Below are 16,025 nucleotides of genomic sequence, written 5' to 3'. Positions count from 1 at the left end.
ATAAAGCGTCAGGGAGCACTCCACTTGCCGGGCGTTACGCCCCAATATTTGCGGAATACGCGAACGAAATGGCTGGCGTCCGTGAATCCGAGCCATTCCGCGATGTCCCCGATTTTTCGTTTGGCGATCAGCAATTGGGCGGCTTGGTCCATCTTCAGATCGAGTACGTAGGCGGAGAAAGAGAAGCCTGTTTCCCGCTTGAACAACCGGCTCAGATGGGACGAATTCACATGAAGCCGTTCGGCGATCACGTTCAGCGTCAATTCCTGGTCCAAGCTCTCGTCCAACTGGTTCAGCACTTGCCGAATCAGCGGATTGTCGGATGTTGGCCGGATAAAGCGGCGCTGATTCGTTCCTCTTCGTTCCTTGCCGCTTGCGGCAGCTTTATCGCCGTCTGCGGCGAAATCGATCTCGATCCGTACCTGACCTTTGCCGGGATCCTCGGCAACGCACAACCGGATAACGGAAGAGTCCCGGTCAAACTCCCAGCCGTCCGCCTCCGTGCCGGCCCGGTCGGCATCATGGCAAAGCCGGGAAAGCGGTACCCCGTTCACAAGCAGTGCGAAGGGTTCGCTTTCCGCATGCACGGACAGTGCGTATGTCCGCTTCTCCGGCATGCCCGTGAATTCCCCCACACGCGGTCCAAGGCGAATGACAAGCCGCTCCTCCTCGGTAGCAAAGCTTATGCTCGTCTGGGAGAACTTGTGCTTCCGGTATTCGTACGTTACGCCGTCATCTTCATACAAGGCATAGGCGTTGGACGCTCGCGGGTACAATTCGATGCCGATCCTCTCCGGCAAGGCGGACCCCACATGGCTCACCTCCGGCCATACCGGTATAATGGACCCGTCCCGGACGAATAAGTAACCCCCGGCGTGTGCGGGAACCGGGCTGGACAGCTCCAGCGGGCCGGCGTAACGCATGCCCGTCCAATAATCAATCCACTGCCCTTCCGGCAAATAGATGCGGTCTGCCAAGCCGACCAGAAAGGCGTCGCCCAGCATATATTGCTCCAGCAGGCCGTCCGAACGGGGATCGTCGGGAAACATAAGCGTCATGGCGCGCATGACGGGCAAGCCGGTACGGGCGGCCGTATGGGCCGCGGAGTACAAATACGGGATGAGCCGGTAGCGCAGCTTCGCATACATGCGAAACATTTGCATCAAGTCCGGGTCCAGCAAAGTCGGATGCTGCCAGTACGCCCAACTGTTAACCTGGGCCAGCGTCTGCAAAAATCCGAAATGAATGCCGGAGGGTGCATGAACCTCCATGTCGGTCAAGGCGTTTATGTTTCCGGACATGTTCTGGTTAAGCAGCTCGATCAGATTGACATACTGATAACCGGTCCAGGTGACAGCGTATTGTTGAATGCCGGCGTAGCCCTTCGCGCAATATACGAGGGGGCGGCGGCCCGTCTGTTCGACATATCCGCCAAAGATTTGCTTGCACAACAGCAAATTATATAGATGGTGCATCTCATCCGTGCTCATGCCGTTGGCCCACTCCAGCTCGGGCCTGTCCTCGAATGGAAAAGCTTCCAGCTTGAAGGCGGCTGCGCCCTGCTCGACGAATTTCTCGAGGTGGGTGTACCAATCCTCGCTTGCCTCGGGATCGGCAGCCGTCCTGCCGGCAAGACGGCGCTCCTCCTGCCGGCTTACATCATGATTGCAGCACAGCCACAGGCTGAGCTTGAAGCCCATCCGGTCCAATGCCCCCATGAACGTGCGGGGGCCTTTCGGGTTCCAGCTCGGAATGGCGAAGCGCTCGGGATGCCACTGTTTGTTCGTGGAATAATCGCGCATCGTTGCCATCCATCCGGGCTCCAGGCCGATCATGTCGCAAGGAATGTCGCCCCGGCGGAAATTAAGCCCGTCCTCGATAACGTCGCGGGCCGTGGCGTATTGATTGGCGATAAAGGTGAGCCCGTACGCCCAGAGCGGCAGAAGTGCCGGCCTGCCGGACAAGCCGGTATACCGGTCCAGAAGCGTCCCCAAGCTTTCGCCGGCGATGACATAATAATCGAGCGTCCCCTCGCTTCCGCCGAACGTCAGCCGGTCGTGCACGGTGTGGCCGATATCGACGGTATGCGGGCGGGTCGAATTGACCAGCAGCGCCCACCCCCGGCTGCTCATCATGAACGGAATCGGCACCCTGAATCCATCCTTCGCCGTCCGCATAGCGGCGCGCAGCCCTCTGATCTGAATCCGATCTTTTGCCTTATCGCCCAGTCCGTACCATTTCTCCGCTTCAGTCAGCCGAAACTGCGCTTCGAACCCGTCGTCCGGTCCGGAACGGGGCGGGGCCGCGCTCGCGGTCAGGATGGTTCCGTCCGGTCGCGACAGCACGAACGTACCGTCGCGCATGTCGATATCGAGACTCGCATGCTCCGAGCGGATTCGTGCGTGACAGTCGAATTCCTCGATCCGGCATCCGGCGGGCTCCTCGCTCGCGGACAAAATGCCGTAACGGACGAGCGGGGACTCCGGGAAGTCGGGAGACTTGCTTGCGCGGATGCGGAACGTATGCTCCGCGACAGCCTGAATCCGTACGAATAGACCGTTGGCCAGCGTAAAGCTTAGCGTAGGGGACATCACCGGGCACCTCCGATATTATTGTGGAAGCGTTGTCACGAAAGTGGGAATGGCGTCGCGTATTTTGGAAAGTGCATTCATTTTACCATAACAAATTCGAAGAAGTCATCAACGTACCATTTTCCTGCAATCGTACGCTATAGGTTCGAGAAGTATTGTTTTATACAATAAATGGGGAGAGGATGAAGGGGGAGAAGACAGCAATGAAGGAAAGACACGTAGATGTTCCGCTGCATCACGGCGGGATAGTGAGAGTGGAGCCGGTGTCCGAACGTATTTTCCGGATACGTCTGGGGACGCATACCAGGTTTGCGGAGGCGGCTTTGGTGAAGTACGGCGTAGTGAGAAGCGAGTGGGCTCCGGTACCGTTCGAGCTGGAGGAGCGGGAGGACGCCGTAACCATTCGCACCGTGGAGGCGGCGGTGACGGTCAGCAGGGGAGACGGACGGGTCACGTTCTCCGACGGGGACGGACTCGAGCTGCTGCGGGAAACGGAAAGCCCGAATTCGTCCGCAGAGTCCGGTTTCGCCGCGGAGTTCTCGCTTGCCGACGACGAGAAGCTGTACGGGCTCGGAGACGAGTCGAGAGTCGGGCTGCAAAAGCGCGGTCATCGGGCGAAAATGTGGGTCAAGAACGTCGATTGCTACTCGCCGATTCCTTTTCTGTACAGCAACAAGGGCTGGGGGTTGTTTCTGAATACGACCTGGCGGCACTTCTTCGATCTGGGGCACAGCAAGCCGGATCGCTGGAGACTGTTTGCCAGAAACGGGGAGCTGGACTATTACCTGATCGCCGGCAAGGATTACGGGCAATTGCTGGACGGCTATACCGATATTACCGGCAAGCCGCAGATGCTGCCGATATGGGCGTACGGACTGACATTCGTATGCAACCAGCAGGCGAATGCCAGGGAAATGCTGGACGATGCGATGAGCTTTCGCCGGGAAGGCATACCGTGCGACCTGATCGGTCTGGAGCCGGGATGGATGGAGAAAAATTACGACTACTCCACTGGCAAGAAGTGGCATCCCGACCGGTTCTACATTCCCGGCTGGGCCCCTGTCGGACAGCAGACGTTCGTCGGCGCGCTGGAGCGGCTCGGCTTCAAGCTCAGCCTGTGGCTGTGCAGCGACTACGACATCACGTACCACGAGGAGAAGCTCGCGGGGGAGCGGGCACAAGCCTCGGGCAACGAACAGGAGTCCGGCGATTACCACCCCGACGACTTCGAGCAGGACTTGCGCGCGCACGCTCCCGTCTACATGGACCAACTGACGAAGCGGGATGAGCCTTGGTTCCGCCACTTGACTCCGTTCGTCGATCAGGGAGTCAAGGCGTTCAAGATGGACGGGGCACGACAGGTCAACGAGCACCCCGACCGCAAGTGGGGCAACGGCATGGACGACGAGGAGATGCATAACGCTTACCCCGTCTTGCTCAACAAGCAGATGCACGAGGGCTTTCGCGAGCATGGCGGCTTGAGGCCGATGATTTACACATCCGGTGGATACGCGGGCATTCAGCGGTACGCGGCGACGTGGGCCGGGGACACGGGAGGCGGACCGAAGCCGCTCGTCTCGATGCTCGCGCATGGCATGACCGGACACGCGAACGCCAGCTGCGATATGGACGTGTTCACGCCGCAAGGCATCCATTTCGGCTTTCTGCAGCCGTGGTCGCAAGTGAACAGCTGGGCGTACTGGCGGCATCCTTGGCTGCTCGGCGAAAACCTGCTGCCCATGTTCAAAGCGTATGCGAAGCTGCGCTACCGGCTGCTCCCGTACATTTACTCGGCCGCCCATGTCGCCGCGCAGACCGCAATGCCGATTATCCGGGCGATGCCGCTGGCGTATCCCGACGACCCGAGATGCGACGAGCTTACGCAGCAGTATATGTTCGGCCCCTCTATGCTGGTCGCCGCTTTTACGAACGAGGTGCACCTGCCGGAAGGGGAATGGATCGACTATTGGAGCGGAGAGCGTTACGTCGGGCCTGCCGATGTGACCGCCGACGTTCCGGGCGACCGGGGCGGACCGTTGTTTATTAAGGCGGGAGCGATACTTCCGCTATGGCCGGAAATGGATTACGTCGGGCATAAGCCGGTCGATACGATCGGCCTGCACTTGTATCCGCACGGCTCGAGCGAATTCACGCTGTACGAGGATGACGGAACGACATTCCGCTATGCCGGCGGCGAGATAGCGGTTACCCGCATAACGAGCGAAGCCGATGACAGAGAGATCCGCATCGTGATCGAGCCGCGGGAGGGTTGCTACGAGAATATGCCCGAGCAACGCTCGTTCGAGCTTGGCATTCACGCCGGCGCTGCTCCTTCCGAGGTGCTGCTGCAAGGGCGCAGGCTGGATTCGGGCAAGGACTGGCACTATGCCGACGGTATTATCCGCCTTACGGTTCATGAGGCGGCAGACCGATCGCACTCGATAGAGCTGCGCTGTTTAAGCGCTTTATCCGGCTGTTAATGCGCCGGTAAACGGCAATTCATTTCTTTAACACACCATATAACAGGGGGTTAGTGAACATGTGGAAAAAAGCGCTTGCGTTAACATTGCTCGTTCCCGTCGTCGCCGCATGCGGCAGTCAGTCCGGGGGCAATAAGGAAACAGGCGGAAACGCCGGAGAGGGAGGCGCCGGACAAACACCCAAGAATGTCGCCAAGGAACCGGTGGAGCTCAGCTTCTCGTTATATTCGGCAACGGCGGAGGAATTCGAGAAGTTTTACGTGCAGCCGCTGAAGAAGAAATTTCCGCATATTACGGTGAAAGGAATACGGCCGGAGAAAGGATCGAATATCGAGGATTTGCTGGCGGCCGGTACTCCGCCCGACGTATTCGTAGGAACGAAGGGGGCGCTGCCGAACCAGTTGAACGCCCTTAGCTTGACGGAGGACATTAGCCCCCTCATCAAGAGCAACAACTACGATACGTCCCGACTGGACCCGATTACGCTCGATTTGATGCAGAAGGCGACAGGGGGCAAAATCGTCGGACTTCCGTTGAATCTCAATGTAAACGCCTTATACTATAACAAAGATTTATTCAATAAATTCGGCGTCGCTTACCCGAAGGACGGCATGACGTGGGACGACATTTACGAAATCGCCAAGAAGCTGACCCGCTCCGAAGGCGGCGTGCAGTACCGCGGCTTCAGCGACCGCTGGGGCGATACGTTTTTCGCGGCCAATCCGTTCGAGCTGCCCTACCTCGATCCGAAAGAAGAGAAGTCGACCTTCCTGAATGAAGACTGGAAAAAAGTGGCGAACAACTGGCTGCGTTTCTATACGCTGCCCGGCTTGAAATTCGACCTGAAGACGGCGTTCAAGGAGGAGGACCGCAAAATATTCCAGACCGGCGTATCCGGCATGACGATCATGCCTTTGAATGTCGACAAGCTGGAATTCGCCTGGGACATCGTATCGGTGCCTAGCTACAAGGAGAAGCCGGGGGTCGGGCTGCAGGCTAACGCCCGCTATAACTACATTATGAAAGGCAGCAAGAAGCAGCAGGCCGCGTTCGAGGTGGCCGCCTACATGACGTCGGAGGAGTACCAGCTGCAGATGGCCAAGGACGGGCTGTTCCCCGTACTGACCGACGAGAAGGTGAAGAAGGCGTATATGGAGAACGACCCGGTGTACAAGGGAAAGAACATCCAGGCGTTCTATTCCGTCAAGTTCGCTCCCGAGCCGCAGGGCAGGGCGCCCGGACTCGTTAACGGCGTTAATGCCCAGGACAAATATTTGCTGCCGGAGATGATGAAGGTGCTGGCGGAGAACAAAGATTTGAACAGCGCCTTGAGAGATGCGCAAGAGGGCACCGTGAAAGGGTTGGCCGAGGCGAAAGCCAAGTAATCCGCAGCCGGTATTTCTGCAAAGTTCATACGCGGGCGCATGACTGAGGCATGCGTCCGCTTCCCTTCCCCTGAAGACTCCTCCTCTATAGCGGATTTTCACGGATTATGGAATTTCAGCGTTCCTGGTTTTGCGAAGGATGTTTCCAATTCATACAGTCCGTCGGACTGTAGCCGTTGACCGATTTAAACACTTGGCTGAAATAAGTCGGATTCTGATAGCCGACCATTTGGCTAACCTCGTAGACCATATACTGCTTCGTCCGCAAAAGCTCGGTCGCTTTGGCTATCCGGTAATGCATCAAATATTGCGAAAACGTCTCCCCCGTCACACGCTTGAACAAATGGCTCAAGTAGGTCCGTCCGACGTACAACGATTGCGCGATTTCCTGGAAGGAAATATCTTCGCCATAATGCTGCGACACCCACGACTTCACCTGCTTGATGAGCGTATTGCTTTCCTGCCCGCGCCCGATCTCGCCTTTCCATTTCGCAATAAAGTCGTCCATCCATATTCTCAATCCGGCTGCGGTCGATTGCGCATACATCTGTTCCATCAGGTTCGACATCTCGTTCTCGGAATAGGGTCCCGGCTGCGCGTTGGAAGCGGCAAGCTGCATTGAACTGAGAACGCTTGTACATAGCGTTTGCATCATATACAGGGGAAGTTTATGCGTTTGTATCGACTCTTTGATCGCAAGCCAGCTTTGATTAAATAGATCCAGGTCTTGGCGGTTGAGCGCATCATGCATTTGTTGAATAGCGGAAAGCGGATACCGGAAGGGCTCGCTTTCCTCTCGATCGTTGTTGTCCGCTGCTTGATAAACGTTGTTCAATTCGTCATATTCGGCGGCTTTCAACGCCTGCTGGCTTTCCAGGTAGGAATCGATCAGATGGTGATACCCTTGCTTGCGTCTGCCGATACCGGCAACGGCGGATAGCTTCAGGAAGAGCAATATTTTGTCCAGCGCTTGTTCGGCAAGCGCCAGTGCAGCTTCCTCCATCCCCGCTTCAGTCGTCGAAAGCAGGACGATGACAAAGCGTTCATCCGTAAAATCGACCGCGTGTATCGTCAGTTCCGGAAGCTGCCGGATCGATTGCGCGGCCAATTCGTTCACGATGTTGCCGGCGCCGAATTTCAACAGCTGCCAATGCCGTTCTTGATTTTTGCCCAAATAAGGAGGCCGAACCAATTCGATGCTCGCCGCGATCAAATGGGGGAGAGACGGAAACCCGATTAGCGCCGGCTTCTCCGAAGACAATTCCTCCTGCGCATACCGGGTAACGAGCAGTTCCCGAAAGAACGAATCGCGGATACGGGGCAAATTGTCGGTAAATTGCCGGATGTACGTTTCCCGGATCGTCGCCTCTTCCAGCTGAATATCGATTTCCTGTACCGTTTCGCGCAGCACGAATTCGATTTCTTGCCTGCTCGCCGGCTTCAGCAAAAAGTGCTGCACGCCGTACCGCATCGCCTGCCGCGCATTTTCAAATTCCTCGTATCCGCTCAAAATGATGAGGCGGATGTCGGGAACATCCTTTCTGAGCGATTGAATAAACGTAAACCCGTCCATCTCCGGCATATAAATATCGGTCATCACAATGTCAGGCTTGATTGCCGCTTGTCGAATGCGGTCGAGCGCTTCCCTTCCGTCCGCGGCCGTACCGAGAACGTGCAAGCCCATCGATTCCCAAGCGACATGGGACTGCAGCCCGTGGATCGTTTGCGGGTCGTCGTCAACCAGAAAAACTCCCTTTCGCTTACACGCTTTCATCGGATATCCTCCGCTTCTGTGCAGAATCAAACTCGTGATGTCCGTCCAATCGGTCGGTTAGCTTGTCTTCGCTGTCGATAAGGGGCAGCCGGATCGTAACGACCGCACCGCCGAGCGGATGATCGCTTAACCGGACCCCATAATCGTCGCCGCAATATAACTGAATTCGTTCATGTACATTGCGGACGCCTATTCCTTGGAATGCGGTGAAATCAAAGTTTCCCCGATAGCCGATCCCGTTGTCCCGTATCGTCAGCTCCATCCATTGGCGATTCGGTTCGCCTTGAATCCGGCCGGAGATCTCCAGTACGATCGAATGCTCGCCGTTCTTGCCGTACCCGTGCATAATGCTGTTTTCGATAAACGGCTGGAATATTATTTTGGGCACATAGTGTCCCATCAAGGCGGCCGGAATGTCCTCATTATAATCAATCTTAAGGTGCAGCCTTGCTTTCTGGATGCGTAAATAGCATTTGACATGCTCAAGCTCGTCGCGCAGCTTAATATACAGATGGCCGCCGTTCAATCCGATGCGAAACAATTTGCCCAATTGATTGATCATCATCCCGATATCGTCCGCTTTGTAATCCAGCGCGCGCCAATAAATCATGTCCAGCGTATTGTACAGAAAATGGGGCTTGATTTGGGATTGTAGCAAATGGAGCTCGACTTCCCGCTTCTTCTTGTGCTCTCGTTTCAAATTTTCCAGCAATTCTTGCAGGCGCTGCGCCATCTTATTGAAGCTGGCCGATAAGGCGGCGTATTCTTCGACGGCAAACGCTTTTACTCTGACTTCGAAGTTACCGTCCTCCACGGCTCTCATCCCGGCGATAATGTTGCGGATCGGCGAAACCATCAGACGGACGATCCAAAAAGCGAGCGGTATGGACAGCAGCAATCCGCCGATGCCCAGAATCGCTACGTATTGGCCGATTTTGTTTGCTTTGCTAAGCAGAATATCGAGCGGTATGAGCTGCATCATTCGCCATTGCTCGGGACTGAGCGCGGATACGATCGCCACATATTTTTTGCCCTGCTGCTTGATGATCTGATAATGGTTCGACTGATCCGTATTCCGGGCCAGCGCAAACCATTCCCCTTCATTCGCTTCGACAAGCAGCCCGTCAAGTCGGCTGTCCCCATTCCCTACGGCATTGCTGGCAATGAGCCGGCCTTCGATATCGAGCAGCAGCTGCTGATACGGAGTTGTCGGCCTGTTATTGTTGACGAGGATATGATCCGCCAAAATATTTAGTTTGACGAATCCGATGGTTTGGCCTTTCAAGCTATGAATCCGATGAATATAACTGACCACCTGAACCTGGTAGGCTTCCGACAGATGCTGAGGAAGCCAGGCTCCGTCCGATTGCTCGAAAAACGAAAACTGCTCCTGCCGTTTGAGAACCTCAAGGGGAAATACCCAGCCGTTCGGGTAGATGGGGAACGATTCGAAGCGGTCCGTATACATCTCGATCGAATGAATAGCCCGGTTCATGGCCAGCACTTGGGTGGCAAATGTGGTCAAATCGCGCTGCTTGTTCACGGCATCGAAGGATGATGCAGGAGGCTCTGACAAGGAAGCGATCACAAATTCGTTGGAGACAAGGTACAGGGCAAACTGACTGAGTCCTTTCATATAGGTGGACACTTGGTTGACCGTTTCATTCATGAGCGTCAGCTTGGCTTCACTGACCTCCTCAAACGTAATTTGCGAATAAATCCGATACGAGATCGTCGTGACGGTTGTCAGAAACAACGCATTAATGCCGACAAGACAAAGCACCATGATGACAGACAAGTTGCGCGGCCGCACACAAGTTCCTCCCAGACGATCAAAGTGGCTTCATTTTACCCCTTGAGTCCTGTAGTCGCAATGCCCTCGACAAAGTATTTTTGACTGAATAAAAAGATGGCGATGCAGGGAATTAAGGACACGACGGACATGGCGAACATCGCCCCCCAGTCGGATTGTCCTTCCGAGTCGAGAAACAGCCGCAAGCCGAGCGGAACGGTAAACATTTTGCGTGAATTTAAATAAATCGTTTGGATAAAAAAATCGTCCCACGTCCACAGAAACGTAAACAAGGCCGTCGTGATCAGAGCCGGCAGCGCGAGCGGCATGATGATGCGCCAGTAGATGCCGAAATAGCCGCAGCCGTCGATGGTCGCGCTTTCGTCCAATTCGCGTGGAAGCCCGCGGATAAACTGCACGATCAGGAACGTAAAGAACGCGTCGGTCGCCAGCAATTTCGGCGTAATGAGCGGCCAAATCGTATCGATCCAGCCAAAGGCGTGAAACATCGTGTACTGCGGAATCAGGGTTACTTGGACCGGCAGCATCAGCGTCAGCAGGAGCAGCGCGAACCAAAGCGGCTTGAGCGCGAAGGGGATACGGGCAAACGCATAGGCCGCCATCGAGCAGCTGACGATCGTAGCCGCGACGCTGAGCAAACTGATTCGCGTCGAATTCCACAGGAACGATCCGAAGTTGGAATTGCGAATGCCATACCAGCCGTTCGCATAATTGTCCAGCTTGACGATCCCGGGCCACAAGCCGGGGGCGGTGAAGATGTCCGCGCTTGGCCGGAACGAGCTGGAAACCATCCACAATACCGGGTAAAGCATGCCGATGGCGAACAGCGCCAGGAGCAGATGGTACACCGCTCCGCGGATACGGACAGTTGTAAGCATGATCATTTCCTCCCATCCTCATAAAACACCCAGAATCTGGAGCTTATGAACAAGAATGCCGTAAACGCGGCCAGCACGACCAGAAGAAGCCAGGCCATCGCCGAGGCGTAGCCGAATTCAAAGAAATTGAAGGCTCTCATGTACAAATACAGCGTGTACAGCAGTGTGGAGTTGGTAGGTCCCCCGGTTCCGCCGCTGATGATGAAGGCAGACGTAAACGTCTGAAACGCATGAATGAACTGCATGACCAGATTGAAAAAAATGACCGGCGTCAGCAGTGGAAGCGTGATATGGAAAAACTGTCTCATTTTCCGCGCTCCGTCTACGCCCGAAGCTTCATAGAGCTCGGTGGGAATCTGTTTAAGCCCAGCCAAAAAGATGACCATGGACGATCCGAACTGCCACGTGGTTAAGGCGACGAGCGTCAGACCGGCGTAATGGGGATGAGAAATCCACGACGGCCCGTCGAGGTGGAACAAAGCAAGCGCTTGATTGACGAGCCCGTCGCCGTCGAACACCTTTTTCCAGACGATGGAGATCGCCACGCTGCCGCCGAGCAGGGACGGGATGTAGAAGGCGGTACGGTACAGCTTGACGGCCGCCATTTGCCGGTTCAATACGATCGCAATCAGCAAAGCGAAGGCCAGCTTGCAAGGTACCGACAAAAAGACGAACAGCAGGGTCGTTTTCACAGAATCGGCGAAAGCGCGGTCGCTCGTGAACATCGCCTTATAGTTATCGAGTCCGATCCAGCGGGACGGCGTGAGCAGATCGTAAGAAGTAAACGATAAATAGAGCGAGCTGAGCATCGGAATAAGCGTCAGTCCAAAAAAACCGACCAACCACGGCAGCAAAAACAAGTACCCCGCCCTGTTGCTTCTCCATGTCTGCTTGCTTATACGGAAGCGCGTGATCATCTAGTTGCTCCTTCCCGTTAGCGCCGGAGCCCATTCCGGCTTGCGAATGGGCTCCCACCGGACGCTTCCTTCCTTTATTTGGCGTATTTCTTCATGATTTTCTCCAGCTCGGTCCAGAGCTCGTCGACCGCTTTTTCGAGCGTCAGCTGTTTAAAGCCGATTTTGTCGCTGGTGACTTGGAAAAGCTTCGTGGATTCGCTGACGCCCGGCAAGTCTGGCGTGTAAGGAGCTTTGGACGAGCCTCCGATATATTCGACGTATTCGTAGACGAGCTTATCCGTTGGATTCAAGGACGTTTTCAACTGATCGCGCACTTTGGAGGATACCGGAATGCCCCGCTCGCTCCCCAAAATTTTCGTCGCTTCCGGATCGTTCACCATAAAGTCGAGGAAGGCGGCTACCTCCTCCGGGTGCTTGGTTTTGGCATATCCGGCCATAAACATGCTCGGTCGGAGCGGAACGCCGCTGCCTTGGGCGTTGTGCGGCAAGTCATGGAGCGATAGCTGGTCCTTCATGACGACCTGCGAGGCTTCGAGCTGGTTGCTGGAAATGAGCGCCATCGCGTATTTTTGTTTGACCAGATACGAATTCTCGATTTCTTTCGGTTCTGCCGTTTGAAAGTCGGATGGAGGAATGACTTTGTTTTTGCGAAGATCGTCGAACAGCACAAACCAATCCATCACATCCTGCTTGTCGAAGCCGATGAGGCCGTTCTTATGCAGAAACTTGCCTCGCTGATTAACGAAGTATTCGAAGCCGTTCAGATCGAAGTCGAAGCCTTTCAATAAATAAGCTCCGTTGGAAGCAGCCGCAAACTGGATACCCAGCTTCTTGACGTCGTCCCAAGTCCAATTGTTCGGCGGTACGCTCAACCCGTATTTCTGCAGAAGCGTATTGTTGACGACGATGGTGCGGGCATTCGATCCGAGCGAAATCCCGTACAGCTTCCCGTCGAATTTGGCGGCATCCACCATCGATTTGTCGATATTCTCAATATGGAATATCTTTCCGACATACGGATCAAGCGGAAGCACGACGCCCCTGCTGACAAATTCGGGCAGGCTGCCGCCGTACTGAATGACATCCGGCGCATTGCCTGCCGAAAACTGCACATTCAATTTGTCCATATACCCGTCATAGGCCGAATATTGCGTATTGATTTTGATATGGGGATATTTCTTCTGGAATAGATCGATCACTTTGATTGTCAAATCGTGCCGCGCTTGCGCACCCCACCATGCGACCGTCAATTCGATGTTTTCTTTCTTCGGCGAAGAGACGGCGCCTGGCGAAGCATTCGGCGTTTTTCCGGATGAATCCGCACCTGTGCCGGTCCCCCCGTTGGAACAAGCGCTCATCAGCGCAAGCGAAGCTGCTGCCGCGAGTACAACGCCACGTTTGATTATGTTCGGCATGAATACAATACCCTCTCCCTTTAGTAGGCTAGGCAAGCACAATCGTATGAAACGATAAAGGCGAGGCAACGAACTTCCATGTGCCCCGGTCCGGGCAATGAATGGAAAGCTCGGCGTCGGTGTCGTGCGGGTTGTTGATCACGATCACTTGCTGGCCGTCGGCGTTCTCGAACGCAAGCGCGTTGCCGCTCCACGGCCCGCCCAGCGAAAGCCTGACGGAGCCCTGTCCGACAAATCGACTTACATGCTTGAACAAATAAAATTCGGGATTGAACACCGCTTCGCCCGTTTCCATATCGATGTTGATCAGGCTGTTCTGATTCCCGCCCCACGTGCATTCGCCGCCCTTGGGCAGCACCATATTCCAATAAATATAGCTGCGCGCCCCGTTGTTCAAATAATGCCAGACCTGGCTGAACACATAATGGGCGTAATCCCAACTGTTCGTTCCGTCGCCGCATTCGTTCTCCGTCTGCATCAGCCGCAGTTCCGGCCACGTCAAATGGGTCCGCTGAATCGCCAGCTTGCCGAGCCACTGGAATCCGACACCGCTTACATATTCAAGAGCTGCGGGGTCTTTCAGGACGACGGCGGCGTACTTATCGAAGTTGTCGCAGTTGAGCGTGCCCAGCCACAGCTCTGTCTCCGGGCTCTCTTCCTTGAACACCGGGCCAAGGTAGTCCCGCAAAAAGTCGCGCAGCTCCTCGCCAGTCCAGATGCAGGACGGGAAACGCTGGTGAACGCGCGGTTCGTTCTGATAATGGAGCTGGTTGACCGTTACTCCCTCCGTAGCGTACGCCTTGACGAATTTAAGCAGGTACAGAGCATAGGCGCGAAGGTTTTGTTCGGTCCAGGTCAACTTGCCGTAGTTGTAAACCTGCGGGTGCTTCATCCAGGTCGGCGGACTCCACGGCGAAGCGAACATGGTCATGTCCGGTCGCTTGGATAAAGCGGCCTGTATATAGGGAAGCAGCTGCTTTTTGTCGCGCTCGATCGTGAAATGCTCCATGGCGTAGTCCCCGGACGTATCGTTGCAGCTATACCAATCGGTTGCGTAGTCCGTCGCGCCAATCGGAATACGGCCGATATCGTAACGCAGCCCGTCCGCGAGCGGATCGAACAATTGATCCAGAACCTCGCGCCGGTTGTCGTCCTTCGCAGCGGACAAGGCGGCCCAGCCCAACTCGTTGAAGCAGCCGCCAAACCCTTCGATCGGCTGGAGCCGCGTGCCCGTTAAAGTGAGATCCGGCTTGCCTTGCGCGGAGATGTTCGGCAGCTCCCTGCGTTCCCAACGCAAGGTGCTGTCAGAAGAAAATAAAATGGGCGATTTTTTTGTTGCCTCTGTCATCGTGTCCCCTCCGTGTCGGTAGTGGCGTACTTGTTTGTAGCAGACACTTCGATTATAGACAAAGGAATTAAGCGGAGGAATAAAGGATTGTTTGCTCGTTCATCAAAAATGTTCGCTTTCGCGTCATTTCCAAAATTTGAATCGATTTATAAATCTGCACGTACTATAATCAGAATAGTTCGTAAGCATCATAAACCAACAAATAAAGACCACGAATGAATGCAGAAAGGAACAACTATTTTGGCCATTATTCGAGTCGTAAAATACGATGGTCCTCCCGACGAGCTTGTGTGGAAATATCCCAGTCAGGAGCTAGGGACTTGGACCCAGCTGATCGTGAACGAATCGCAAGAGGCGATGCTTTTTCTGGAAGGACAGGCGACAGAGCTTTATACGGCGGGCAGGCATACGTTATCTACGAGGAACGTGCCCCTTTTCATTTCGCTCGTCAAGCTTCCGTTCGGAGGGAAATCTCCGTTTACCGCAGAGGTCTGGTACGTGAACAAGCTGAGAACCCTTACGGTCAAGTGGGGGACGCCTGCTCCGATCCAACTGAAAGACCCGGTTTATGGACTGCCTATTTCTTTACGGGCGTTCGGTCAATTCGGAATACAGATCGAGGACACACGGATGTTTCTCACGCAAGTGGTCGGCACGCTCGGAAGATACGACCAGGAGGAAATCGGGAAACATTTCCGCGCAATTATTACAATGAACATTAATGAATATTTGTCCGCTTACCTGATTCATAAAAAAATTAACATTTTGGAGATTAACGCTTACATCGGTGAAGTATCCAGACATATCGAGAAAAAAATCGCTCCTTTGTTTCAGACGTTCGGGGTCCGCTTGCTTAATTTCAATACGGATTCCATCAACATTCCCGAAGACGATGCGATGACCTCTCGATTGAAGGAGGCGCTGGCTACAAAAGCGGAAAGGGATATTCTTGGCAGCACCGTCTCGCAGGAGCTTTCCTTCCTTAAACCTGCCGTTACGCCCCCTATGAAAAAGCCCGCTCTGCGGCTGGACGACATCGGGGACGAGTTGAAAATCGAATTTTCCCTTACCGCCTCCGATGATGCCGCAGATGTAGACGAAGGCGAATTCGATATGGAAGATCCCGGTTGCAGTAAATGCGGACACCCGCTGGTTTACGGGAGCAAGTTTTGCACCAATTGCGGAGATCCCTACAATCCTTGCCCGGTTTGCCTGACGGATAACGAGACCGATGCCGTTCATTGCAAGAGCTGCGGCAGCGAGATGGGGGCTGCCTGCCATCATTGCGGAGCGACCATTCCGAAAGGCAGCAAGTTTTGTCCAGAGTGTGGTAAAAGAGTAACCGTTACGTGCAGCCGCTGCCGCTATGAATTGGAGCCGGGACAAAAATTTTGTCCAGAATGCGGAAATCAGGCAGGGTGAGG

The 16,025-nt window shown here is 54.8% G+C and carries 10 protein-coding genes; 3 read left to right on the top strand and 7 right to left on the bottom strand.

Features of this window, described 5'->3' with window-relative positions; genetic code table 11:
* Positions 1-8 precede the first annotated feature (8 nt).
* Positions 9-2,591: a TIM-barrel domain-containing protein gene (locus tag ABD796_RS29160; RefSeq protein ID WP_344915045.1), complete on the bottom strand. Its 2,583-nt coding sequence runs from the start codon at positions 2,589-2,591 to the stop codon at positions 9-11.
* Positions 2,592-2,794: 203 nt separating this feature from the next.
* Here ABD796_RS29160 and ABD796_RS29155 point away from each other — a divergent pair, with 203 nt between their 5' ends.
* Both ABD796_RS29155 and ABD796_RS29150 read left to right on the top strand, forming a co-directional pair.
* Positions 2,795-5,071 carry a glycoside hydrolase family 31 protein gene (locus ABD796_RS29155; protein WP_344915043.1) on the top strand — a complete coding sequence of 759 codons (2,277 nt, stop codon included), beginning with the start codon at positions 2,795-2,797 and terminating at the stop codon, positions 5,069-5,071.
* Between the two features lie 59 nt (positions 5,072-5,130).
* Positions 5,131-6,456, top strand: a complete 1,326-nt coding sequence (locus ABD796_RS29150) for an ABC transporter substrate-binding protein (RefSeq protein WP_344915041.1) — start codon at positions 5,131-5,133, stop codon at positions 6,454-6,456.
* A gap of 115 nt (positions 6,457-6,571) precedes the next feature.
* Here the strand turns inward: ABD796_RS29150 and ABD796_RS29145 are convergent, their stop codons facing one another.
* From ABD796_RS29145 to ABD796_RS29120, 6 genes are all read right to left on the bottom strand, one after another.
* A complete protein-coding gene (locus ABD796_RS29145) occupies positions 6,572-8,230 on the bottom strand; it encodes a response regulator (protein WP_344915038.1) in 1,659 nt (552 codons plus the stop codon).
* Positions 8,217-10,043, bottom strand: a complete 1,827-nt coding sequence (locus tag ABD796_RS29140; protein ID WP_344915036.1) for a cache domain-containing sensor histidine kinase — start codon at positions 10,041-10,043, stop codon at positions 8,217-8,219. Before ABD796_RS29140 ends, ABD796_RS29145 begins: the two co-directional genes overlap by 14 nt.
* A gap of 35 nt (positions 10,044-10,078) precedes the next feature.
* Positions 10,079-10,921 carry a carbohydrate ABC transporter permease gene (locus tag ABD796_RS29135; protein WP_344915034.1) on the bottom strand — a complete coding sequence of 281 codons (843 nt, stop codon included), beginning with the start codon at positions 10,919-10,921 and terminating at the stop codon, positions 10,079-10,081.
* 2 nt (positions 10,922-10,923) lie between these two features.
* Complete coding sequence (locus ABD796_RS29130) at positions 10,924-11,838, bottom strand: carbohydrate ABC transporter permease (protein ID WP_344915032.1); 915 nt, start codon at positions 11,836-11,838, stop codon at positions 10,924-10,926.
* A 74-nt stretch (positions 11,839-11,912) separates the two neighbouring features.
* Positions 11,913-13,253 (bottom strand): ABC transporter substrate-binding protein, encoded by a 1,341-nt coding sequence (locus tag ABD796_RS29125; RefSeq protein ID WP_344915029.1) that lies wholly within the window; start codon positions 13,251-13,253, stop codon positions 11,913-11,915.
* A gap of 28 nt (positions 13,254-13,281) precedes the next feature.
* Positions 13,282-14,601, bottom strand: coding sequence for a glycoside hydrolase family 30 protein (locus ABD796_RS29120; protein WP_344915028.1), 1,320 nt, complete (start codon positions 14,599-14,601; stop codon positions 13,282-13,284).
* A 240-nt stretch (positions 14,602-14,841) separates the two neighbouring features.
* Here ABD796_RS29120 and ABD796_RS29115 point away from each other — a divergent pair, with 240 nt between their 5' ends.
* Positions 14,842-16,023: an SPFH domain-containing protein gene (locus ABD796_RS29115; RefSeq protein ID WP_344915027.1), complete on the top strand. Its 1,182-nt coding sequence runs from the start codon at positions 14,842-14,844 to the stop codon at positions 16,021-16,023.
* Positions 16,024-16,025 lie beyond the last annotated feature (2 nt).

This window comes from Paenibacillus hodogayensis, assembly GCF_039536325.1.
Taxonomy (GTDB): Bacteria; Bacillota; Bacilli; order Paenibacillales; family NBRC-103111; genus Paenibacillus_AB; species Paenibacillus_AB hodogayensis.
Note: the sequence above shows the minus strand (reverse complement) of the source record. Positions and strands in the feature narration are given on the sequence as shown.

Excerpts from the sequence above, each read along its gene's own strand:
- ABD796_RS29160 (WP_344915045.1), bottom strand. The coding sequence starts at position 2,591 with ATGTCCCCTACGCTAAGCTTTACGCTGGCCAACGGTCTATTCGTACGG.
- ABD796_RS29145 (WP_344915038.1), bottom strand. The coding sequence starts at position 8,230 with ATGAAAGCGTGTAAGCGAAAGGGAGTTTTTCTGGTTGACGACGACCCG.
- ABD796_RS29125 (WP_344915029.1), bottom strand. The coding sequence starts at position 13,253 with ATGCCGAACATAATCAAACGTGGCGTTGTACTCGCGGCAGCAGCTTCG.
- ABD796_RS29150 (WP_344915041.1), top strand. The coding sequence starts at position 5,131 with ATGTGGAAAAAAGCGCTTGCGTTAACATTGCTCGTTCCCGTCGTCGCC.
- ABD796_RS29135 (WP_344915034.1), bottom strand. The coding sequence starts at position 10,921 with ATGCTTACAACTGTCCGTATCCGCGGAGCGGTGTACCATCTGCTCCTG.
- ABD796_RS29130 (WP_344915032.1), bottom strand. The coding sequence starts at position 11,838 with ATGATCACGCGCTTCCGTATAAGCAAGCAGACATGGAGAAGCAACAGG.
- ABD796_RS29155 (WP_344915043.1), top strand. The coding sequence starts at position 2,795 with ATGAAGGAAAGACACGTAGATGTTCCGCTGCATCACGGCGGGATAGTG.
- ABD796_RS29120 (WP_344915028.1), bottom strand. The coding sequence starts at position 14,601 with ATGACAGAGGCAACAAAAAAATCGCCCATTTTATTTTCTTCTGACAGC.